General features: G+C 69.8%; 21 protein-coding genes and 2 pseudogenes. 14 read left to right on the top strand and 9 right to left on the bottom strand.

All coding sequences use genetic code 11. The features are described 5' to 3' along the window. Positions 1–262 precede the first annotated feature (262 nt). A complete protein-coding gene (locus tag AB0H64_RS44200) occupies positions 263–472 on the top strand; it encodes a hypothetical protein (RefSeq protein ID WP_357637751.1) in 210 nt (69 codons plus the stop codon). A 201-nt stretch (positions 473–673) separates the two neighbouring features. Here AB0H64_RS44200 and AB0H64_RS44195 read toward each other — a convergent pair whose 3' ends face one another. Continuing rightward, the gene (locus AB0H64_RS44195) at positions 674–853 is read right to left on the bottom strand and encodes a hypothetical protein (RefSeq protein ID WP_357637748.1); all 180 of its coding nucleotides are present in this window, start codon (positions 851–853) and stop codon (positions 674–676) included. A gap of 480 nt (positions 854–1,333) precedes the next feature. On the opposite strand from AB0H64_RS44195, the pseudogene AB0H64_RS44190 reads away from it, so the two are divergent. The 7 genes and pseudogenes from AB0H64_RS44190 to AB0H64_RS44160 form a co-directional block, all read left to right on the top strand. After that, positions 1,334–2,020, top strand: a pseudogene (locus tag AB0H64_RS44190) (alpha/beta fold hydrolase); the annotation flags it as partial. Positions 2,021–2,070: 50 nt separating this feature from the next. After that, positions 2,071–2,256, top strand: a complete 186-nt coding sequence (locus AB0H64_RS44185) for an alpha/beta fold hydrolase (protein WP_357637754.1) — start codon at positions 2,071–2,073, stop codon at positions 2,254–2,256. A 158-nt stretch (positions 2,257–2,414) separates the two neighbouring features. Then, positions 2,415–4,163, top strand: coding sequence for an MOSC and FAD-binding oxidoreductase domain-containing protein (locus AB0H64_RS44180; protein WP_357637746.1), 1,749 nt, complete (start codon positions 2,415–2,417; stop codon positions 4,161–4,163). A gap of 291 nt (positions 4,164–4,454) precedes the next feature. Then, a complete protein-coding gene (locus AB0H64_RS44175) occupies positions 4,455–4,586 on the top strand; it encodes a hypothetical protein (protein ID WP_357637743.1) in 132 nt (43 codons plus the stop codon). Positions 4,587–4,680: 94 nt separating this feature from the next. Continuing rightward, a complete protein-coding gene (locus AB0H64_RS44170) occupies positions 4,681–4,833 on the top strand; it encodes a hypothetical protein (protein ID WP_357637740.1) in 153 nt (50 codons plus the stop codon). A gap of 52 nt (positions 4,834–4,885) precedes the next feature. Then, positions 4,886–5,209: a YciI family protein gene (locus AB0H64_RS44165; protein WP_357637737.1), complete on the top strand. Its 324-nt coding sequence runs from the start codon at positions 4,886–4,888 to the stop codon at positions 5,207–5,209. Then, positions 5,206–6,441: a DUF6596 domain-containing protein gene (locus tag AB0H64_RS44160; RefSeq protein ID WP_357637734.1), complete on the top strand. Its 1,236-nt coding sequence runs from the start codon at positions 5,206–5,208 to the stop codon at positions 6,439–6,441. The genes AB0H64_RS44165 and AB0H64_RS44160 overlap by 4 nt, the downstream gene beginning before the upstream one ends. A gap of 414 nt (positions 6,442–6,855) precedes the next feature. Here AB0H64_RS44160 and AB0H64_RS44155 read toward each other — a convergent pair whose 3' ends face one another. After that, on the bottom strand, positions 6,856–8,271 hold the full coding sequence (locus tag AB0H64_RS44155) for an aminotransferase class V-fold PLP-dependent enzyme (RefSeq protein WP_357637732.1): 1,416 nt from the start codon (positions 8,269–8,271) through the stop codon (positions 6,856–6,858). Then, positions 8,264–8,731, bottom strand: a complete 468-nt coding sequence (locus AB0H64_RS44150) for a cupin domain-containing protein (RefSeq protein WP_357637730.1) — start codon at positions 8,729–8,731, stop codon at positions 8,264–8,266. The genes AB0H64_RS44155 and AB0H64_RS44150 overlap by 8 nt, the downstream gene beginning before the upstream one ends. 194 nt (positions 8,732–8,925) lie before the next feature. On the opposite strand from AB0H64_RS44150, the gene AB0H64_RS44145 reads away from it, so the two are divergent. Next, positions 8,926–9,465 carry a helix-turn-helix domain-containing protein gene (locus tag AB0H64_RS44145; protein ID WP_357637727.1) on the top strand — a complete coding sequence of 180 codons (540 nt, stop codon included), beginning with the start codon at positions 8,926–8,928 and terminating at the stop codon, positions 9,463–9,465. Beyond that, on the top strand, positions 9,462–10,745 hold the full coding sequence (locus AB0H64_RS44140; RefSeq protein ID WP_357637724.1) for an MFS transporter: 1,284 nt from the start codon (positions 9,462–9,464) through the stop codon (positions 10,743–10,745). Before AB0H64_RS44145 ends, AB0H64_RS44140 begins: the two co-directional genes overlap by 4 nt. 111 nt (positions 10,746–10,856) lie before the next feature. Here the strand turns inward: AB0H64_RS44140 and AB0H64_RS44135 are convergent, their stop codons facing one another. The 5 genes from AB0H64_RS44135 to AB0H64_RS44115 form a co-directional block, all read right to left on the bottom strand. Next, positions 10,857–11,834, bottom strand: a complete 978-nt coding sequence (locus AB0H64_RS44135) for an acyltransferase domain-containing protein (protein ID WP_357637722.1) — start codon at positions 11,832–11,834, stop codon at positions 10,857–10,859. A 333-nt stretch (positions 11,835–12,167) separates the two neighbouring features. After that, positions 12,168–13,256, bottom strand: coding sequence for a hypothetical protein (locus AB0H64_RS44130; protein ID WP_357637719.1), 1,089 nt, complete (start codon positions 13,254–13,256; stop codon positions 12,168–12,170). A gap of 135 nt (positions 13,257–13,391) precedes the next feature. Continuing rightward, complete coding sequence (locus AB0H64_RS44125) at positions 13,392–14,117, bottom strand: SDR family NAD(P)-dependent oxidoreductase (protein ID WP_357637716.1); 726 nt, start codon at positions 14,115–14,117, stop codon at positions 13,392–13,394. Positions 14,118–14,346: 229 nt separating this feature from the next. Further along, positions 14,347–15,534, bottom strand: coding sequence for an FAD-dependent oxidoreductase (locus AB0H64_RS44120; RefSeq protein ID WP_357637713.1), 1,188 nt, complete (start codon positions 15,532–15,534; stop codon positions 14,347–14,349). Between the two features lie 51 nt (positions 15,535–15,585). Then, the gene (locus AB0H64_RS44115) at positions 15,586–16,440 is read right to left on the bottom strand and encodes an SDR family NAD(P)-dependent oxidoreductase (protein WP_357637710.1); all 855 of its coding nucleotides are present in this window, start codon (positions 16,438–16,440) and stop codon (positions 15,586–15,588) included. Positions 16,441–16,717: 277 nt separating this feature from the next. Between AB0H64_RS44115 and AB0H64_RS44110 the strand changes: the two genes are divergently transcribed. The 3 genes from AB0H64_RS44110 to AB0H64_RS44100 all read left to right on the top strand — a co-directional run bounded on the left by AB0H64_RS44110 (position 16,718) and on the right by AB0H64_RS44100 (position 19,385). Next, positions 16,718–17,635, top strand: a complete 918-nt coding sequence (locus tag AB0H64_RS44110) for an RNA polymerase sigma-70 factor (protein WP_357637707.1) — start codon at positions 16,718–16,720, stop codon at positions 17,633–17,635. Positions 17,636–17,776: 141 nt separating this feature from the next. After that, complete coding sequence (locus AB0H64_RS44105; RefSeq protein WP_357637704.1) at positions 17,777–18,829, top strand: hypothetical protein; 1,053 nt, start codon at positions 17,777–17,779, stop codon at positions 18,827–18,829. Between the two features lie 22 nt (positions 18,830–18,851). After that, a complete protein-coding gene (locus AB0H64_RS44100) occupies positions 18,852–19,385 on the top strand; it encodes a hypothetical protein (protein ID WP_357637703.1) in 534 nt (177 codons plus the stop codon). Here AB0H64_RS44100 and AB0H64_RS44095 read toward each other — a convergent pair. Further along, on the bottom strand, positions 19,309–19,848 hold the full coding sequence (locus tag AB0H64_RS44095; RefSeq protein WP_357637700.1) for a hypothetical protein: 540 nt from the start codon (positions 19,846–19,848) through the stop codon (positions 19,309–19,311). The genes AB0H64_RS44100 and AB0H64_RS44095 overlap by 77 nt on opposite strands. A gap of 428 nt (positions 19,849–20,276) precedes the next feature. Here AB0H64_RS44095 and AB0H64_RS44090 point away from each other — a divergent pair. Beyond that, a pseudogene (locus AB0H64_RS44090) lies at positions 20,277–20,459 on the top strand (hypothetical protein); the annotation flags it as partial.

The raw sequence follows: 20,459 nt of genomic DNA, 5'->3' as shown, positions 1-20,459 counted from the left end.
CGGGGGGTGCGTCATAGCCGCCCAGCATCGACCAGCCAAATCACAACAAGATCAACGCCGTTTGGGGCTCATGACACGGTTCTTACCGGCACCCCAAGTAACGTCGGGTAGCTGAATGGGTCACCGGCGTGGCGGTGGGTGTCTACGGTCGCTGTTCCGTTTGGGCGGCGGTCAGGGTCTTGTGGACGACGCCGACGGAGACGTTGACGCCGGCGGCGATGACGACGGGTCGGCCGAACTCGCTGGGACTAACCGCTGGTTCTTGCACCCAGCCTCCTCACGGGCCGATCCGGGAGGTGGGAAGGTCGCCCCGCCTGCCGGCGTCCGGGCGTGGATGCTGGACGTCACCTCGTGGGAGGGCGCGTCGACTCCTTACGTCGATGCCATGGTCTGGCTGGTCAGCAAGATGCTCGCCGCCCCCAAGCACTCGGTCATCGCCGTGCCGCACCGCGAAGTGGGGGCTCAGCCGTAGTAGCCTCGGCGGATGCCGGGGTGGCGGTGGTCGCGCCGAAGGCGAGGAGAGGAGCGATGACGACTGCCGTGCGAAGAATGTGTGTCTTCATGTGACCCAGCGTGCGGGCGTGGGGCCGGCATGGCCTGAGTACCTCGTACTCGACCGGGGACGGAACGTCCCCCCGTCCTTCCGGACAGGAGGACGATGGACCGCCGCGCCTCACACCGGGCGCTTGGCACCCGATTCGCCATCGGCCAGCACCGTGACCCCTTGCGGTGATGGATTTTGCGGCTTGCGGATCACGGTGTCCGCATGCGCAGGAGCGATGCCCAGCGCCAGCACGGCGACCAGGCCGGCGGCCGAAGCGGCAGCACGGCGAGTCCAGGTACGGGTCTTCATACGGCTCTCCCAGTCGGCCGATGATCATGACAGTACTGTCCCCCAGCATCCGTGCTGGATCCCCGCCCGTCCACCGCGGAATGGCCGAGTGGCCACAAGCGGACAGGCCCTTGCACTGGCGGACGCTCACGACGGCTACGGGCTCGCGGCGGTCTCTGTCCAAGAGATCAAGACCGGTGTCCGATGTGGCGCAACGGTGCTCCGGCGTGGTGATGCACGGCGACCGCCCGCGCTGCAGGCGGCATCATCGCCGAGATCCTTGGCCACGCCCGCCTGGAGACCACCCGCCGATGCAGCTTGCCGTCCGACAAGGACAAGGAAGACGCCCTCACATTGAGCATCACCCGCCGTCGGGTCAAGGACTGCTCAAATCGCGTAATCCCATTGATGCGACATTGCCCTCGCCGCAGGTCAGCCCTAGTGTGAGCCGCGTGGCACCTGGCGCCATCCACCGCGAGGCCTCACGCCACTGAGGGAAGAATGTTCCCGAGCCTCCGCGGCGTCCGCCCTGAGCCTGGTCTCGATCAACCACCTCGAATGCGGACGCATTTGACGCTATCGCGCGCCTACTGGCGCCCGGAGGTCGGAATGCTTCCCACGCGACACAAGACAGCAACCGTCAAGGGGCAAGAGGTCTTCTATCGTGAGGCCGGTCCCAGCGAGGCGCCTGTCGTGCTGCTGCTGCACGGGTTCCCGAGCAGTTCGCACATGTTCCGTCATCTCGTTCCCGCGCTGGCCGACGACTATCACGTCATTGCCACCGACCACATCGGATACGGCCACTCCGCCATGCCCGAGGTGGACGCATTCGACTACACCTTCGACAACCTCGCCGCCATCACCGCCGGGCTGCTCGACCAGCTGGGCATCAACCGCTTCGCCATGTACGTGCACGACTACGGAGCACCGATCGGCCGGCGCCCTGCACTCAACCCGTCCTTCGACGTCAGCGCGATCATCTCGCAGAGCGGCAACGCCTACATGGAAGGATTCGCCAAGCCCTTTGGGACGAGACCCATTCGCGTACGCCACCGATCCAGGCCGCGACACGGAGCCGGGCGCGCGGGCCAAATTCAGCCCGAGTACGACCCGTTGGCAGTACGAGAACGGCGCCCCCGACTCCAGGCAACGACGAGATCCAGTTGGCGCTGTTCCGCGACTACCCGACGAACATCGAGGGGTACCCGAAGCTGCAGGAGTACTTCCGCACCAGCCAGGTGCCCCTGCTCGCGGTATGGGGCGAACGCGACGAGATCTTCGGGCCGGACGGCGCGCGGGCGTTCGCCCGTGGCCTGCCGGAGGCGGAAGTCCACCTACTGCCTGCCGGACACTTCGCCTTGGAGACGCACCTGGACGCCATCAGCGGATACATCCACGGGTTCCTCGGACGCGTCCTGACCTGAAGCGTGTCGAGACCCGCGCACCTCCCGCCGATCTCCGGCAATCGGCACGGCAGTCAGGGTCCCAGAACCCGATGCGACGTGCTTCCCAGGCGCAGCGGCCTGGGAGGCGCCGCAAGAGAGGTGGCATGGTGGCCACGTTGACAGCAGTGAATGTCGGGATGCCGAAAGACGTCCCCTGGCACGGAAAGACCGTACACACCGGCGTCTACAAGCAGACCGTTGCCGGGCCCCGGATGGTGCGACGGCTGAACATCGACGGGGACGGACAGGGAGATCTGAGCGGGCACGGCGGTGAGCAGCGTGCCGTGCTGGTCTACCAGACCGACTCCTACCGCTTCTGGGAGAAGAAGCTGGGCCGCGACGACCTCACCCCCGGGCAGTTCGGCGAGAACTTCACCGTGGACGGGTTGCCCGAGAATGAGGTCTGCATCGGGGACCGCTATCGCATCGGGAACGCCCTGTTCGAGGTCACCCAACCCCGGGTGACCTGCTACCGGGTGGGCCTGCGCATGGGCGAGCCACAGATGGCGGCACTGCTCGTGGCCCACCACCGCCCTGGCTTCTACCTCCGCGTCATCGAGGAAGGCGAGGTCGAGGCCGGGCAGAAGATCGTCAAGGTCTCCACCGGCCCCGAGGCGATGACCGTCGAGGAGATCGACCGCGTGCTCTACCTGCCCGGACACACCCGCGAACAGGTCGAACGGGCGCTGCGGATCCCCGCGCTCAGCCCCGGCTGGCAGGGCTCCATGCGGATCCTGCTGAACCAGGCCGACGGCGATGGTGGCGCTTCCTCGGGCAGCGCCGGGCTGACCGCCGCGGCCACCGCCCCGCCGCCTGCCTGGCCAGGCTTCCGCCCGCTGACCGTCACGCATATCCAGGCCGAGAGCCGCAGCGTGTTCTCCCTGGACCTGGCCGCCGCAGACGGCTCGGCACTGTCGGCAGCGCTGCCGGGCCAGTTCCTCACCGTCAAGGTCCAGCCCGCGGGCGGCGTGCCACCCTTGATCCGCAGTTACTCCCTGTCCGGCGAGCCGGGCACCGGCACGTACCGCATCAGCGTCAAGGTCGAACCGCACGGCGCGGCCGGCAAAGAACTGCGCGCCCACATCCGCGTCGGCGACCGCTTGGAGGCCGCAGCGCCTCGCGGCACCTTCTGCCTGGCCGACGGTGACAACCCGGTGGTGCTGCTGTCGGCCGGAGTCGGCGTCACCCCCGTACTGGCCATGCTGCACGCCCTCGCCCGTGACCGCTCCACCCGCCAGGTGTGGTGGCTGCACGGAGCCCGCGACGGCACCGAGCATCCCTTCGCCCGGGAAAGCCGCGACCTGATCGCCGCCCTCCCCGACGCACGGTCGATCGTCTACTACAGCCGCCCAGCATCGGCCGACCGCCTGGGCATCGACTACGCACAGGCCGGCCGCCTGTCGGCCGAGTGCGTCCCGGGGCTTGGCCTGCCGACCGACGCCGATGCCTACGTGTGCGGACCCGCCGCCTTCATGGACAGCCTCACCGCCGCGCTCGCCGACGCCGGTCTCGACTCCCTCCGCATCCACACCGAGGTCTTCGGCGCCGGCTCCGCCATCACCCCCGGGATCAAGGGTTCGGCGACCGTCGCCGCACCGCACCAGCCCGCAGGACCGGCCGGCACCGGACCGGAGGTTTCCTTCGCCCGCAGCGGCCTCAACGTCCCCTGGAACGACGCCCAGGACTCCCTGCTCGAACTCGCCGAAGCCTGCGACGTCCCCGTCCAGTGGTCCTGCCGCACCGGCGTCTGCCACACCTGCGAACTCGCCCTCATATCCGGCACCGTCGCCTACTCTCCCGACCCCGTCGAACCCCCCGCCGACGGCAACATCCTCATCTGCTGCGCCAAACCCGCTGGAGCCGAAGGGGTTGTCCTGGACCTGTGACGGTAGTCCCGTAAAAGCGGAAGCGACGATGTAGGCGCCGGCCAACGGGGCGTAACCCAGCGCATCCTCACCGACACCCCCCACACCCACGCCACACGGGCTCTCTAACGGTCTCTAGCGCCCTCTACCAGGCACTACCTGAGCACATGGCAGGATTTCTCCGGTATCCCGGGGGTCCCCCGAAAGTTTCTCGAAGAAGTCCGGGAGGAGGTGTCGGATCGGGGCGGTGGTGTTCGTAGCAGGGGTGAGGCCGCCCGCAAGGGGGTGGCGCCGAGGCAAGGAATCGCGATCATGAAGCTGACGACCGTGACTCAGATCACCATCGATGGAGTGATGCAGGGAGACGGCGGTGCGTTGGGGGAGGACCGCAGGAACGGATTCGATCGCGGCGGTTGGTCCTCGCGGCGGCCATCGGTGAGCTGAAGGCCGAGCCCGGGGGTGAGCTGCAGGTGCACGGCAGCGGCGCCCTGACCCGTGGCTGCTGGAGAACGATCTGGCCGACGAGATGATTCTGATCATGATCCCGGTGATCCTCGGCCAGGGCGCGAGACTGTTCCCGGAGACCGGTCCGGATCTCGCGCTCGACCTGGCCGAGTCGCGGGTCGATTCGAAGGGCGTGACGATCCAGGACTACCGGCCGGCCGGGTGCCCGCGGTATGCAAGGGCCTGAGGCCCCTACCACCGAACCACGCTGTCTTGACACCACAGGAGATGATCTTCAGATGCGGTACCTGGTATCCGTGATCGACGACAAGAGCAATCCCGGCAGCACGGACAGGCAACCTGCCATCAGCGCGTTCAACGAACGACTGATCGCCGAGGGCTACTGGGTTTTCGCGGGCGGACTCGCGGACACCGACGCGGCCACGGTCATCGACAACCGAGGCGAGCAGGTGGTGTTCAGCGACGGGCCATTCGTGGAGTCGAAGGAGTACCTCGCCGGCGTCTGGGTGTGGGAGGCCCCCGATCTGGATGTGGCGCTCAAGCTCGCCGCCGAGGCGTCGAAGGTCTGCGATCGGAAGATCGAGGTGCGGCCGTTCCTGTGAGCGACGTCGAAGAGGCGGTCACTCGGGCCCACCACGACGAGTGGGCGCGGGTGGTGGCCGCCCTGACCAGGCGCTTCGGTGACCTCGACATCGCCGAGGAGGCAGCGGCCGAGGCGTTCGCGACCGCCGTCGAGCGGTGGCGGGCCAACGGCCTGCCACCCAACCCGGGCGCGTGGCTGACCACCACCGCCAACCGCAAGGCCATCGACCGGATTCGGCGCGAGAACAAACGCGACGACAAGCACAAGGAGGCTCAGATGCTGCACGACAATGCCCCACCCGGGCCGCTGGGCGCCATCGACGACGACCGGCTCCGGCTGATCTTCATCTGCTGTCACCCGGCGCTGGCGGTGGAAGCGCGCGTGGCGTTGACGCTGCGCATGGTCGGCGGTCTGACCGTGCCCGAGATCGCCCGTGCCTTCCTCGTGCGGGGGACCACCATGGAGCAGCGGATCACCCGCGCGAAAGCCAAGATCAAGGCGGCGCGCATCCCCTATCGGATGCCGTCCGCCGACGACCTGCCGGCTCGTGTCTCCGGAGTCCTGGCCGTCCTGTTCCTCGTCTTCAACGAGGGCTACCTGGCCACCGGCCCCGACACCGATCCCGTACGACACGACCTGACCACCGAGGCGATCCGGCTCACCCGCCTGATCCGCGCGCTCCTGCCGCAGGACGGAGAAGTGGCCGGCCTGCTGGCGCTGATGCTGCTCATCGAGGCCCGCCGCCCCGCCCGGGTCTCGGCGAACGGCGAACTGGTCGCGCTCGACGAGCAGGACCGCGGCGCCTGGGACGGGGAACTGGTCGCCGAAGGTCATCGGCTGGTGCGCGAGCGCCTGGCCGCTGCCGCTGCCGGGGTGGCCCCGGGTCGCTACCAGATCCTCGCCGCGATCAACGCGGTGCACACCTCCGCCCGCGACATCCGCGACACCGACTGGTCGCAGGTCCTCGCCCTCTACGACCAGCTCGTCCGCCTCGACCCCTCGCCGATCATCGCCCTCAACCGAGCCATCGCCGTGGCCGAGCTCGACGGGCCGGAGGTGGCACTGGCCATCGTTGACCGCCTCGCCGAGGCGTTGGCCGGCTATCACGCCTACCACGCCACCCGCGCCGACCTGCTGCGCCGGCTGGGCCAGAGTCAGGAGTCACGCGCGGCCTACGACCGGGCCATCGAGCTGGCCGGCAACACCGGCGAGACCGCCTACCTCACCCGCCGCCGCGACCAACTGCAATAACGCCCGCGTTAGAAGAGCGCACTTGATCCAGCGCTGCCTGGAACCAAGGCACGATCGCGATGAGGTCTGACGGAGCGGCCGAGCCGGTCCGGCAACGGGACGATGAGCGGGTCGCCCTCGCGGAACTGTCCTTTGGCGGAGACGCGAGCGTATCCCACGAGGCCACCGGTCCGTACGGCCGTGCCGATCTCGCTTGTCAATCGGTCGATAGATCAACGTGCGTGCACGCCTGGTGCCGTGGCGTCTTCGGATTGGGAGGCGCAGGGTTTGTTCGAGGGTCTCTCTGCTCTGGAAGTGGAGGGCGGTCCGGGTGGGCGCCCAGTTGTTTCGCGGCTGCGGCCAGGCGTTGCAGGCGATGGGCGTGGTCGACGTGGAACAGCACGCCGTCGAGGTCGAAGACCAGGTATTGATGACTCATGTGGTGACCTCCCGTGCCGCGGCTCGGATTTCGTCGAGCAGGACGGTCAAGTCGTCGTTCGTGGTGCCTGGGTGCAGGACACAGGCGCGCAGAGCCGCGGCACCCGAGATCCGCGTGCCGGTGAGGAAGGCGTGCCCACGGCGCTGCACGGCGGCCGGGATCGCCTCGTTCAGTGCTTCCGCGTGGTCCGTGTCCAGGTCCGGAGGGCGGTGGCGGAACGCGGTGACGGAAGTGACCGCCGGGGCGAGCAGCTCGAAGTCGTCGGAAGCTTCGATCAGCTCGGCGAGCGCGCGCGCGAGCCTGGTGGTGTGCTGTACCAGGTGAACGATGCCGTCGCGGCCGAGGTGGGCGATCGTGGCCCACACGCGCAGCGCGCGGAACGGGCGGGTCTGTTCGGTGCCGTACTCGGAGAACCAGCCCAGCTCCCCGGCGTCCTCGTCGTGCAGGTAGGGGGGAATCAGGCTGAAGGCGTCGCGCGGGCCGGCCGATTCACGGAAGAGGATGCAGCCGGCATCAATGGGGACGCCGAGCCACTTGTGCGGGTCCAGAGCCAACGAGTCCGCCCGTTCCAATCCGGCATAGCCAGGGGCGTCGTCGGCGAGGATGCCGAGCGCGCCGTAGGCGCCGTCGATGTGGAACCACAGTCCGTGCTCGCGGGCGATCGCGGCGATGTCATCCAGGGGGTCGACGGCTCCGGTGTTGACCGTTCCCGCGCTGGCGGCGACGAAGAACGGCTGCACCCCGGCTCGCTGGTCGGCCGCGATCATACGGCGCAGCTCGCCGGTGTCCATGCGGAAAGCGGAGTCGACCGGGACGGTTCGGAGGTACCGGATGCCCAGACCGAGAAGTTCTGCCGCCTTGCGCAGGCAGCTGTGCGCCTCGGCGGACATGTAGAGCGCCATCGGGCGGAGCCCGTACAGGCCCGTCTCGCGCACGTCGTGGCCCTGGTCGCGGAACGCCTGGTGGCGGGCGGTCGCCAGTGCCACGACGGTGGCCATGGAGGCTCCGCTGGTCAGCAGCCCCGCCCCCGGGGAGTGGGGAAATCCCACCAGCTCCGCCAGCCACCGCACGGCGGTGCGCTCCAGCAGAACGCCGGCGTGGTCTCCGCCCGCGCAGCTGGGGTTCATGGCCGCGGCCAGGGAGGCCACCAGGACGCCGGCGGGAGACGGCGGGGAGTTGACCCAGCCGAAGAACCTGGGATGCCCGTTGCCCATGGGATACGGCAGGATCCGGTCGCGCACCTCGTCCAGCAGGTCCGCCAGCGGGCGGCCGTCGGCGGGCAGTGGCTGCCGGGTGAGCCACGTGCGGTCCGCCTCGGACACCGGCCGCCACACCGGCCCCTCGGCCACACCCGCCAGGTGATCGGCTGCGAGGTCCGCCGCCGACTGGGCCGCTCTCCGCAAGTCATGCATCGTGTCCTCCCGACACGCGGTGGATCCGGGAGTCGACTGCCGGGGCCAGTGCCATGGCCAGGTAGTACACGCACGCACCGGCACAGTCGTTGGCGAAGGCGTGCCGGCGGTTGCCGGGGAAATAGGCCGCGTCCCCGGCCTCAAGCCGGTGGGTCACACCGTCGATGGTCAGGCGCAGACACCCTTGTTCCACTGCCACGTACTCGTGCGATCCCGGCGCGTGCGGGGAGAACTCTCCTGCGTCGACGCCCGGGGCCAGGGTGGTGCGCATGAACTCGAAGTCGATGTCCGGCAGGACCGGGGAAAGGATCCGCCGCTCCCACCCGGCGGGGTCCCGTACCACCTGCTGCCGGTCACCGGCCAGAACCACGACGTCCGGACGCACCGGTTCGTCCAGGAGCCGAGCGATCGAGGTGCCCAGTGCGGTCGCCAGGCGGTCGAGAACCGCCGCCGCGACCAACTGCAATAACGCCCGCGTTTGAAGAGCGCACTTGATACGGCGGCGAAAGGCGACGCTGAACGCTGCAGTGACGACCTCACAGGTACGCCGAGCGCGCCCGGTGGTCCACGTGCTCAGCGTTCCGTTGGATCAGCGCCATATTGCTAGGCCTACACCCCTTGCACAATGGTCAAGAATCGTTGACCATTGTCCGCATGCCTGCCGATGATCTCCCCGAGACGTTTCACGTCACCACTGACGAGCAACTACGTGCCGTCTCCAATCTCACGCGTCACCGGATCATGGCCGTGCTCCGCTTCGAACCGGCGACGATCACGCAGATCGCCCAGCGGGTGGGCCTTGCGAAGGGGAGTTCCAGCTATCACGTGCGGCTGCTGGAGCGGGCCGGCCTGGTGAAGGTGGTGCGGACGCGGAAAGTGAGAGGGGTCACCGAGCGGTACTACGCGATGGCCGCGCGGTCGATCGAGCTGCCGGATCCAGGGCCGGGGCAGCCGGACGTGCTGCTGCGGAATGCGGTGGCGGACCTGGAGGCGTCGCCGGTGGATGGTGAGCGGCACGTACGAATGGCACATCTGCGACTCACCGAGGAGCAGTTCACGGAGCTGGGGGCGCGCCTGCAGGCTCTGGCGGATGAGTACCGGGCGCTGTCTGATCCATCGCTTCCAGACGTGTCGCTGGTCTTCGCGCTGTTCCGGCCGGCGCCGCGCCAGCAGGTCGAGGAGGACGCCAAATGACCCGAAATCCGATGAAGCTGCCGGCTGGTTTCGGGCGACTGTGGACCGCGCAGACGGTGTCCTCGCTCGGTGACGGCGTGACGCATGCCGCGCTGCCGCTGCTGGCATTGACGTTGACCCGGGATCCGATGGCGCTGGCCATCGTCACGGCCGCAGGGACGCTGCCCTGGCTGCTGTTCGGGGTGCTCGGCGGCGCGCTGGTGGACCGCTGGGACCGCCGCCGCACGATGTGGGTCACGGACGCCGCGCGTGCGGTGCTGCTCGCCATACCCGCTGCTGCGGCGGCGCTCGACGTGCTGAGCATCCCGCTGCTGGCGGCCCTCGCGTTCCTGCTCGCCCTCGGCGGGCTGTTCTTCGACACGGCCGCCACGGCCTACCTGCCGGATCTGCTCGGCCGCGACCCCGCCCAGCTGGAACGCGCCAACGCTCGCCTGCGCGGCGCCCAGACCGCGGCGTCCGGCTTCGCCGGGCCACCTGCGGGCAGTGCGCTGCTCTCGCTCGGACGTTCGGTTCCACTGCTCGCCGACGCGGTGTCGTTCGCGCTGTCCGCACTGCTCGTCCGGTCGCTGCCCGCCATGCCGCGGCCGGCCGCAAGCGCCCGCGAGTCGCTGCTCCGGCAGGCGCGGGCCGGGGCCTCCTACGTCTTCCAGGACCGGCTGCTGCTCGGGCTCGCGCTCCGTCCGGCGGTCGGGAACGTCGCCTTCCTCGCCGTGGAGACCGTCCTGGCCCTGTTCGCCCGCGAACGTCTCGGCGTCGGCGCCTTCGGCTTCGGTCTGCTCCTCACCGCCGAGGCCACCGGCGGCCTGCTCGGCGCGGGCATCGCCTCCGTCCTCGGCCGGCGCCTGGGCACCGGCACCGCACTGACCTGCACCGCCGCAATCGAGGGCCTCGCCATCCTGGGGCTCGCCTTTGCCCCGAACCCGTACGTGGCCGGGCTCGCGCTCGCCGTCTGCGGGGCGGGCATGGGCGCCACAATGGTGCTCGGCCCCTCTCTCCGGCAGGCCATCGTCCCGGCGCACCTGATGGGCCGCGTCGCCTCCACCTCCCGCATGCTCGCCATGTGCGCCGCCCCGTTCGGCGCCTTCCTCGGCGGCTGGCTGGCCACCACCTACGACCTGCGCACCCCGCTCTACGCCGCCGCCGGCCTCCTCCTCACCATGACCGCCGTCACCGCGACCATGACCAGCAATCGCCGCGTCGAGGCCGCACTGCGCAGCGCGCGCCCGCAAGCCGGCCCGGACCCCGCCAAAGAGATCGCTGTGCAAACCACATCCGGGTGACGGCGCCAGATCGCGGAGAGCCTCGGCAGCCCGGACGCGGGACAGCCCTGCCGAAGGTCGCTCGGCCGCCGGCAGGGCCGACGTGGGCAAGGCGTGCGCACGTCTCATTGCTCATGAGGCGGAGCTGCGGATGCCTCGGCCCGGCTGGATCGGGAAGCGGCCGCGGCGCCAGTGCCAGTGGCGGCCGGCCTTCAAATGGTCGACGATCGCGCGCTGGAGCACGGTGCGGCGCGGCAGCTGGTCGAGCGGTGTGGTCAGGCTGCGGAACACGAACCGCAGCACCTCGACGTCGGCGTCCAGCCCTTCCGGCTCCTCGTACGGCTCCAGCTCGAACCTCCGCTGGAACCGGACGATGTTGGAGTCCTCGGGCAGGTACTCCAGCAGCTGCGGGTCGAGCAGCCACGAGCCGCAGGAGAACGCCGTGTAGTGCTCGTCGGGAAAGTGGCGCGGGAAGAACGCGCGGGCCTCGTCGAGCGACGCCTCGACCGCCTCCGGTGTCATCGGCCCCGACTCGGGGATGTGCAGATCGATGGCGGTGTCGCCGCGCTGGTGCTGCAGCCGGCCCAGCTCGTAGACGCCGCCGCGCGCGTGCAGCGTCAGCCAGCTCTGCATGACCGGCCAGCCCTCGCGGTGCATCCGCCGGTCGATCGCGAGGTTGCGGCCCAGGTCCGCGAGGGTCATCCACGACGCGGCATCGGCGATGCCGTGGTCGCGGTGGTACCCCGTGACGACGCCGACCAGGGCCAGGTACGCGTACACGTAGAGATGCCGCCAGGCGGGGCCCCGTTCGCGCGGCAGCTCCGGACCGGGCGACAGCCAGCCGTGGCCCCCGAGATCGGCGCGGACCAGGGCGATCGAGCGGTCGAGCAGCCAGCACAGCTCCGGAGTCCACAGGGGAGAGCCGGGGTCGGGCCAGCCCGCCATGATCTCGGCGGCGTCGTCCGGCCGCACCCCGAGCCGGTCGAGCATCGCCGGCGCGTCGGCCTTGGCGGGCAGCGGAGCGGACGGCCCGTCACCGGCGAGCCGGTGCACGCGATCGACGTCCCCGACGGATACCCCGAGCCGGGCGGCGGTGTCGTCCAGATCCACGCGGACGATCCTACGCACTCGCGTCCTGGATGATCTCCTGCTCACTTCGGCGCGAGAGGACGGCGAACACGGGGTCACCACCTGCCTCACGTCGGTGAGACGGCCGACAACGCGGACTCCAGCCTCCGGCCACGACCACGCCGAGCTGGAACGGCCTCCGAGGAGGATCGGACCGGATTGTGGCGCTACCGGGCGGCGAGAATCACAGCATGAGGGTCCCGCTCGGGTCGCTGTGATCGAAGGCAACGTGGCGTCCAGTGGTCGGCATGGGCGTACGTGAGTCGGCTTCGGTCTCCCCGGCGACCATTTCGGGAGTGTCCCGTCGGTCGCCGGTCACGCCGCGGAGATGCTCCAGACTCGGATGGTGCCGTCGTCGTGACCGGTCACGACGACGGGCTCGCCGTTGATCTCGGTGGCGGTCACGGCCGTCGGAGCTTGCTCATCAGGGACGGTCAGCGTGCCGCCGAGCTGCTCGGCACGGGCGAGGTCCCAGATCCGGGGCGGCTCCTCCCTGGCCTTGCTGACGGCAACCGGACGCCCGCCGAGCCGGGTCAGGGTGATCTCCTGGATGGCGTCGGCATGCCCGGACAGCGGCACCCCGACCGGCCGGCCGGTGGTCAGGTCCCAGATCCGCAGCGTGTTGTCGTCGCCGCCGGTGAGAATGACTGCCCGGTCGGCCAACTCGGTCACCGCGATGGCGGAGACGTAGTCGCCGATCTGCCTGGGTCCGCCCACGGGCTCCCCGGTGAGCGCGTCCCAGACCTCGACGTGGGGGTCGTGACCGCCGGTGATGGCAAGCGGGCGGCCATCCACCACGGCGGCGGCCATCGCGCCGTCGTAGCTGCCCCGGATCTCCGTGACGCGCTCGCCGGACGCGAGCGCCGAGACGAGCAGCACGCCCTCCTCGCTGCTGCTGAGCACCAGCGGTCCGCGCTCGGAGGGGAGGATGGCCAGGGCGGTGACGCCGAGGCCGTGCCCGGTCATGGTCCTGCCGATCTTCTCACCCGTGGCCAAGTCCCAGCAGCGGACCGCGCCGCCCATGTAGTCCTCACCGAGCAGAGAGGTCAGGTCGAACCGGCCGCCGCCGGTCACGATCACCGGGCGGCCGTCGAGGGTCGCCACAGTCAACCGGGAGACGACCTCGTACGCATCCGCCTCGCCCTTCTCGTCTTCGAGTTCCTCGTCCTCGGCGTCCCGGTCCCAGATGGTCCCCTCGGCGTCGGGGACCGGGTCCTCGGGCGCGGCGCTGTCGAGATCGACAGGGCGTGCGACGCGTTCACCCGTGGTCAGGTCGCAGGTCCACAGGGCGCCGTCGTGTTGGCCGAGCACCGCCGGAGCGCCGTCCAGGACAAGGGGGGCGAGGGCGTGGACGGCGCCGCCCTCCGGGTCGAGGAAGGTACGCAAGACTCGATGATCACTCATGTGTAGGACCGTAGTTCATGACACCGACATGGACAGCGGAATGCGGACACGCGCCGACAACCACGCAGTCGACATCCTGTCCGCCCCCGACCGGCTCGCCCGGCTCGACCTCACCCCTGTGAATAGACCGATGTTCTACCAGGCGATGGGGCCGAGGCGATCGATGAAGGTCCCGGTCGGCCCGTCAGGGGCGAGCGTCGCGAGCTCGATGATCGGATCACTGCCCTCGGTGACCGTCAGCACGCCCGCGCGGTTCATGTCGGTGGCGGGAAACCTGCCGGTGGCGACCTCGCCGGGGGTCACGGCGTTGAACTTGACGGCCGGCAGCGCCTGGGCGTATCGGACGGTGATCATGTTCAGTGCCGCCTTCGACGAGGTGTAGGCGAGTTCGTACATCGTCGAGACGGCTTGCCCGGGGTCGGTCACGAACGCAATGGACCCCCCGGCGCCGGTGACCATCACCACCCGCGGGTTGTCGGCCGCCTGCAACAGCGGCAGGAACGCGTGCGTGACCCGGACCGGCCCGTACACATTGGTGTCGTAAACGGCGTGGATGTCTTTGGCCGTCGCGTCCGCCGGGTTGACACCGCCGCCCGGCGTGCCGGCGTTGTTGACCAGCACGTCCATCCGGTCGGTGTGCTCCCGGACCAGCCGCAAAGCCCCGGCCACCGACTCTTCCGAGGTCACGTCCAGGGGAACCATGATGACGTGTGCGCCGTCGGCGGCCAGCTTCTGCGCGGCGGCCCTTCCCCGGCCCTCGTCGCGTGAGCCGAGGAAGACCCTCCAGCCCAGCTCCCCGAGCCTACGCGCCGTCTCGTAGCCCAGGCCTTTGTTCGCTCCGGTGATCAATACTGAGGTCATGTTCTCTCCTGACATGGTGGTACCTGCGGCTGTACGGCGGTGCCGACCCGATTCCTGGGACACTGCCGAGGTGTGATGCAAGCGGCCGGCGGCGGTTCACCGTGACCGGCATGGGCATCCGACCCCGGCAGGCCGGTGAGGCCGGCGGTTCGGGCCTCGCCTCACGGGCCTACCGGCTGGTGTCGAAGCGATCAGTGGCGGTGTTGTCCACGCGGACCACCCTGGGCGGCTACGCGATCGCCTTCATGGCGGTCGCGTCCGGCGCGGCGGCCAGGCGGTGCTTGCGCTTGGGCACGCCGAAGGTCGGGTGCGAGTTGGCCCACAGCGACATCTTGAGGATGCCCGCCTTGACCCGCGCGGCCTTCCGGCCGCCCTGGTACGTCGGCTTGGCCCGCCCTTCGTCGTCGATCGTCTGCAGGATCCCGTCCCGCCGCCCGAGGCTGATGTGGTTGTAGGTGTAGACCAGCTTGGTGTGCGCGATCTCGCGGCCGGTCAGCCGTCCCACGATCGCCTCGATGGCCTGCCTGCCGGTGTAGCCGGCCGAGGCGCAGGACATCGGCAGCGGCCGGCCGTTGTCGCCGATGGCGTAGGCGCTGTCGCCGATGGCGTAGACGTTCGGATGCGTGACCGAGCGCATGGTGCGGTCGACGACGATCTGGCAGTTCTCGGTGACCTGCAGCCCGCTGGCGGCGGCGATGGGGCCGACCGCGAACCCGGCCGTCCACACGGTCGCGTCGGAGGCCAGGGCGGTGCCGTCGGCGCACAGTACCCGCGTCGCTTCGACGGCTTCGACGCTGGTGTGCTCCAGGACGGTGATGCCCAGCCGGTCGCAGGCCTGGCGCAGGTGGCCGCGGGCTCCGGCGGACAGGCGGGCGCCCAGCTCGCCGCGGGCGACCAGCGTCAGCGACAGGCCGCGCCGGGATTCGGCGATCTCGGTGGCGGCCTCGATGCCGGTCAGCCCGTCGCCGACGACCACCACGCTCCCGCCTCCGCCCCGCCGGTCCAGGCCGGCCAGGCGCTCGCGCAGGCGGAGCGCCGCGGGCCGGGAGGCGACGTCGAAGGCGTGTTCGGCCACGCCGGGTACGCCGTGATCGGCGCCGTGGCTGCCGAGCGCGTGGACAAGGGTGTCGTACCCGATCTCGCCGTCGGTGTCGGTGACGACCTGGCGCGCGGGGTCGATGGCGGTGACCCGGGCCAGGCGCAGCCGTATCCCCGTGCCCGCGAAGACGTCGGCGAGCTTCGGAGCCTCGATGTCCCGGCCGGCCGCGAGCTGGTGCAGCCGCATGCGCTGGACGAAGTCCGGCACGGCGTTGACCACGGTGATCTCGGTGTCCTTCGGGGACAGCCGGCGGGCCAGGTTCCCGGCCACGTAGGCCCCGGCGTAGCCGGCGCCGAGGACGACGATGCGGTGCTTCATGTGCTGCTCCTGTCGGTTCGCTTGCTCTCGGTGAGTTGGTCCGGCCCTGGGTCACCGATTTTCTTGATCGGGGTTGCCGTGAGCCTCCGCCGAAAGGTCCTGCCAGTCGGCCCAGGTCTTGAGCCGGTCGGCGTAGACCTGCTGGAGCATCGGGTAGAAGCCCTGCCCGAAGAGCACCCGCAGGGGCGGGGTGTCGGAGTCGACCAGCTTGAGGAGTGCCTGGGCCGCGGCGGCCGGGTCGCCTGCGGGCTGCTTGCCCGCGAACGCGGCGATGCGCCGGCGAAGGTTGTCGTAGATCGGGTTGGGCTCGGACAAGTGGCCGTTGTCGAGGGGGTCGGGGTTCTTGCCGGACCTGGTGGCGAAGCCGCCGGGCTCGATGACGGTCACCTTGATGCCGAAGTCGGCGACCTCCTGGGCGAGGGATTCGTTCAGGGCCTCCAGCGCCCACTTGGAGGCGCTGTAGGCGCCGCTGAGCGGCATGGCGATGAGCCCGGCCGCCGAGGACAGTTGGATGATGTGCCCCGAGCGCTGCTCGCGCAGGTGGGGCAGCGCGGCCTGGATCACCCACAGCGCGCCGAACAGGTTGGTCTCCAGCTGGTCGCGCAGGTCCTGCTCGGTCAGCTCCTCGACCGTGCCGACCTGGGCGTAGCCGGCGTTGTTCACGATGACGTCGAGCCGGCCGAAGTGCTCCCTCGCCCGCTTCACACTCTCGAAGACGGCGGTCTTGTCGGTCACATCCAGCTCCAGCGGAAGCACCGCCTCGCCGTAGACGGCGACCAGCTCGTCGAAGCTTGCGGCGGTTCGGGCGGTAGCGGCTACCTTGTCACCGCGGGACAGGGCGGCCTCGACGAAGTTGCGGCCCAGGCCGCGCGACGAACCAGTGACGAACCAGACCTTGCTCATCATGTCTTTCCGTTCTTTCTGCGGTGGCGGTTGCGCGGCGGTCTCCACGCAACGGGGCCAAGGTGATCGCTCGGGGAGTTGTGTGCCGCGCGTATCGTTCGCGCGGCGTCCTGACGACCATGCGGCGTCGGCGCCCCGAGATTTGTGACAGTGCGGTCATGTGACGTGTGTCACCGATCACGGGTGTCACACAGCGGTGGGCGTCGGCGCCTTGTGCATGGACCACGATGTGCGGGTGCAGAGGCAGGAGCCAGGTATGAACGAGCGCAGGGATGCAACGATGGGCACAGCCGAGCCGATGGCTGGTGGCGGGCGGATGGACCAGGCGACAGAGGCATTCCTCGCCCACCGCAACCTGCTGTTCACGGTCGCCTACGAGATGCTCGGCTCGGCCGCCGACGCTGAGGACGCCCTGCAGGAGACCTGGCTGCGGTGGATGAAGATCGACCTGGAGCAGGTGCTCGACCAGCGCGCCTACCTGGTGCGGATCGCCACCCGGCGCTCGCTGGACCGGCTGCGCACGATGAAGCGCCGTAAGGAGGCGTACGTCGGCCCGTGGCTGCCCGAGCCGCTGCTCACCGCGCCGGACGTGGCCGAGGACGTCGAGCTCGCCGAGAGCGTGTCGATGGCGCTGATGCTCGTCCTGGAGACGCTGTCGCCGACCGAGCGCGCCGTCTTCGTGCTGCGCGAGGTCTTCGACGTGGACTACGAGGAGATCGCGGAAGCCGTCGGCAAGACCCCGGCGACCGTACGCCAGATCGCGCACCGGGCCCGCAAGCACGTCGATGCCCGCCGCCCGCGCGAGACGGTCTCCCCGGCCGAGACCCGGGCGGCTCTGGAGTCTTTCCAGCGCGCGCTGGAAACCAGGGACCTGCAGGGCCTCCTCGATGTACTCGCCCCTGAGGTCGTTCTCATGAGCGACGGCGGCGGCGTCAAGCAGGCCGCGCTGCGGCCGATCGTCGGCGCCGACAAGGTGGCCCGCATGATCGTCGACGGCCTCGGCAAGGCCCAACTCGCGCTCACCAGCGAGTCCACCGTGGTCAACGGCAACCCGGCACTCCTCCTCCGTGTGGACGACGAGATCGACGGCGTCATGGCGGTGGGTGTCGAGGACGCCCGCATCACCGGCCTCTACTACGTCCGCAACCCGCGGAAGCTGACCCGCATCGCCTCGGAGACCCCACTCACCCTGAAGTGATCCGTCAGCCGCCGTGCCCTGATCACGGCATCGCGACAGTGCGCAGCATCCCGAGCGAAGGCATCCGCTCATCGGCGCACGTGCGTACCGGCCCACCCGTCACCACGTCAATCACGCAAACGTTGTATTCGAGGAGTGGACATGGCCGTTCAGGCCCCGCTGGCAGCCGACACATCACCGTCACCCTGGTCAACGGTGGTCAGGGCGGTCGTCCTGCTCACGGTGGGCATCTCCGTGCTGCTCACCGCCTTCGCCTGGCCGTCGGTGCGCTCGTCGGTACATGATGTGCCGATCGCCGTCGCCGGGCCGGCCGCCGCGGTCGAGCAGGTCAGCGCCGCTCTCCGCCAACGTCTGCCGGGCGGCTTCGAGATCACCGAGGTCGCCGACGCCGCGGCCGCCGAACGGTTGATCCGCGACCGGGAGGTGTACGGGGCGATCGACGTGAGCTCCGGCACCCCGCAGGTCATCATGGCCTCCGCCGCCGGCACAGCGGTCGCCCAGACCCTGCAGAGCATCGCGACCGCGCTCAGCCCGGCGCAGGCGCAGGGCACCCGTACGGCGGTCGTCGTCCGCGACCTCGTCGCCTTGCCGGCCGACGACCCGCGCGGCGCCGGCCTGGCCGCCGGAGCCCTTCCCCTGGCCATGGGTGGCCTGCTCACCGCGCTGCTGCTGACCAGACTGGTCCGTGGCACCGCCCGCCGGGTCACCGGAGCGCTCGCCTTCGCGATCACCGGTGGCCTGGCCGTGGCGGCGATCCTGCAGTTCTGGCTCGGCTCGCTCAACGGCGTGTACTGGGTCAACACCGGCGCGGTCACCCTGACCATCGCGGCCACCTCTCTGAGCATCCTCGGGCTGGAGTCACTGCTCGGGTTCGTTGGCTTCGGTCTCGGCGCCGTCGCCATGATGCTCATCGGCAATCCCCTTTCAGGTGCCGCGACCGCACCTGAAATGCTGCCTGGCTGGTCCGGCATCATCGGCCGGCTGCTGCCGCCTGGGGCGGGTGGCCAGTTGCTGCGCTCCACTGCCTTCTTCGACGGCCACGGCGCCACCCACCCGGTCATCGTCCTGGTCACCTGGCTCACGATCGGTGTCGTGCTGTGCCTGGCCGGCGGCCTGCGCGCGCGCCGTGCCGCCTCTGCCGCCGCGGGATCCTGGAGGACGCCCTCATCACCGGCCTCTACGACGTTCGCGTAGGACCGTACGAACCGTAGCGGAAGTGATCAACAACCGGAACAGCGCCGCATCAGTGCAGGTCAGGCAAATTTCCTGGAACCGGCGGCGGCGCTCTCCGCATCTGCTGGACGACCACACGGTCGAGCGGATCAAGCAGGTGTCCGGGGTTCAGCGCGACGACATGTGGCTGTGGGTCGAGACCGGCGAGCGCTGGCAGACTCAGGACCTGACCGCGGTCGAGGCCGCGAAGGTCGATCAGTGCGTGGCCGCGGTGGAGGCGTTCGCGGCGAGCAACGCGGTCATCTTGGCGCTGGCCGATGAGCCGGCCGCGGGCACGATCGAGGCGACGCTGGCCAGGTCGGACCTGGAGTTGGGCGTGGAGAGCCTGGGGGAGGCGGTGTCCCGGTCTGCTACCGCGCGGCCGAGACGATCCCTCTGCGGTAGAGCCTGGCTGCACCTCACCACCGGTTCCGGCGAACCAGAACGTGAAGCCCGTGGGTTCATTTTGAAGTGCCCCTGGGGGGCCACCGGGTGCGGCCAGGGTAAGCCCCGAACACACAATCGCGATCTTGGTTGAGTGAGCCGGGGCAGGTCAGCCGCTGGTCCTGGGGGCGAGCGGGCTGGTGATCTCGGCGATGGCCTGCGGTGAGGGGCTGAAAGTAGCGGCGCAGGTTCTCCGGTTTCTTGTGCCGGGATCTGGCCATCAGCATCAGCAGGCTCGCGCCCGCCTCGCCCAGATGGGTCAGCGCCGAATGGCGGAATTCGTGCAGGTCCCAGCCCGTGCCGGGGCCGTTGAGCGCGGTGTGCTGGTCCAACAGGGCGCGGGCCTGGCCGTAGGACAGGCGGGCCAGGCCGGTGTCGGGGCACAGGTCGCGGGGGCTGACGACCTTGCCGGGGCCGGGGCCGGGGCGGCGGTGGGTGAGGAAGACCGGGCCGCGGGTGCGGCCTTTGAGCAGGCGGGGCAGCAGCCGGGCGGTACCGGCGTCCCAGTAGACGGTCTCCAGCTCAGGTGGGGGACGAGGTCGGCGATGTCCTGCCATATGACGCAGCTCCCAGCCGCCGAGGTCGCCGGCACGCCGCCGACCCTGCGCACCAGCAGCGACCGAATGAAGGCCGCCCGGCATCTTCCAGGCCGGGCACCCCATCCTGGCCGCCGTCGCCGGCCGAGCCCGCGAGGTGATCGACGCGCTGTTCGCCGCACTGCAGCGCGTCCGCGAACACCACGTGCTCCGCAAACCTGCCGGCGCTCTGGAACGCCAGGCCGACAGGGCACTCCGCTCCCGAAGATGTCCCTAAGCCGCAGCTAGAGGAACATTTGTCCAATCCACCGGCGCGCTCCGGCGGCGACAGTGGGCCCATGACCATTCCTGACGGCACCACGGAGAGTTCGATCCTGGCCCTGGACGACGGGGACGTCTACGTATGCCAGAGAAGATTCACGGACTCCGGCTAGGACAGCTGGCAGCTGATGGCCTTCCACGCGAAGACCGATGCCGACGTCCATGCCGACCGCTGGGAAGTCCACCCTGCGGCCGAGGAGATCGTGTCCTGCCCCTTCATCCACCGCCGCCCCCTCATCCACCATCGGCTCGGCCACGGGCCGGGTCGTGACGAGATCGACGAAGACCGGAGAACGATGACCACCACCACC

Source organism: Nonomuraea sp. NPDC050733 (genome assembly GCF_040654215.1).
Lineage (GTDB): Bacteria > Actinomycetota > Actinomycetes > Streptosporangiales > Streptosporangiaceae > Nonomuraea.
This window is presented reverse-complemented; position numbering and strand designations above follow the sequence as displayed.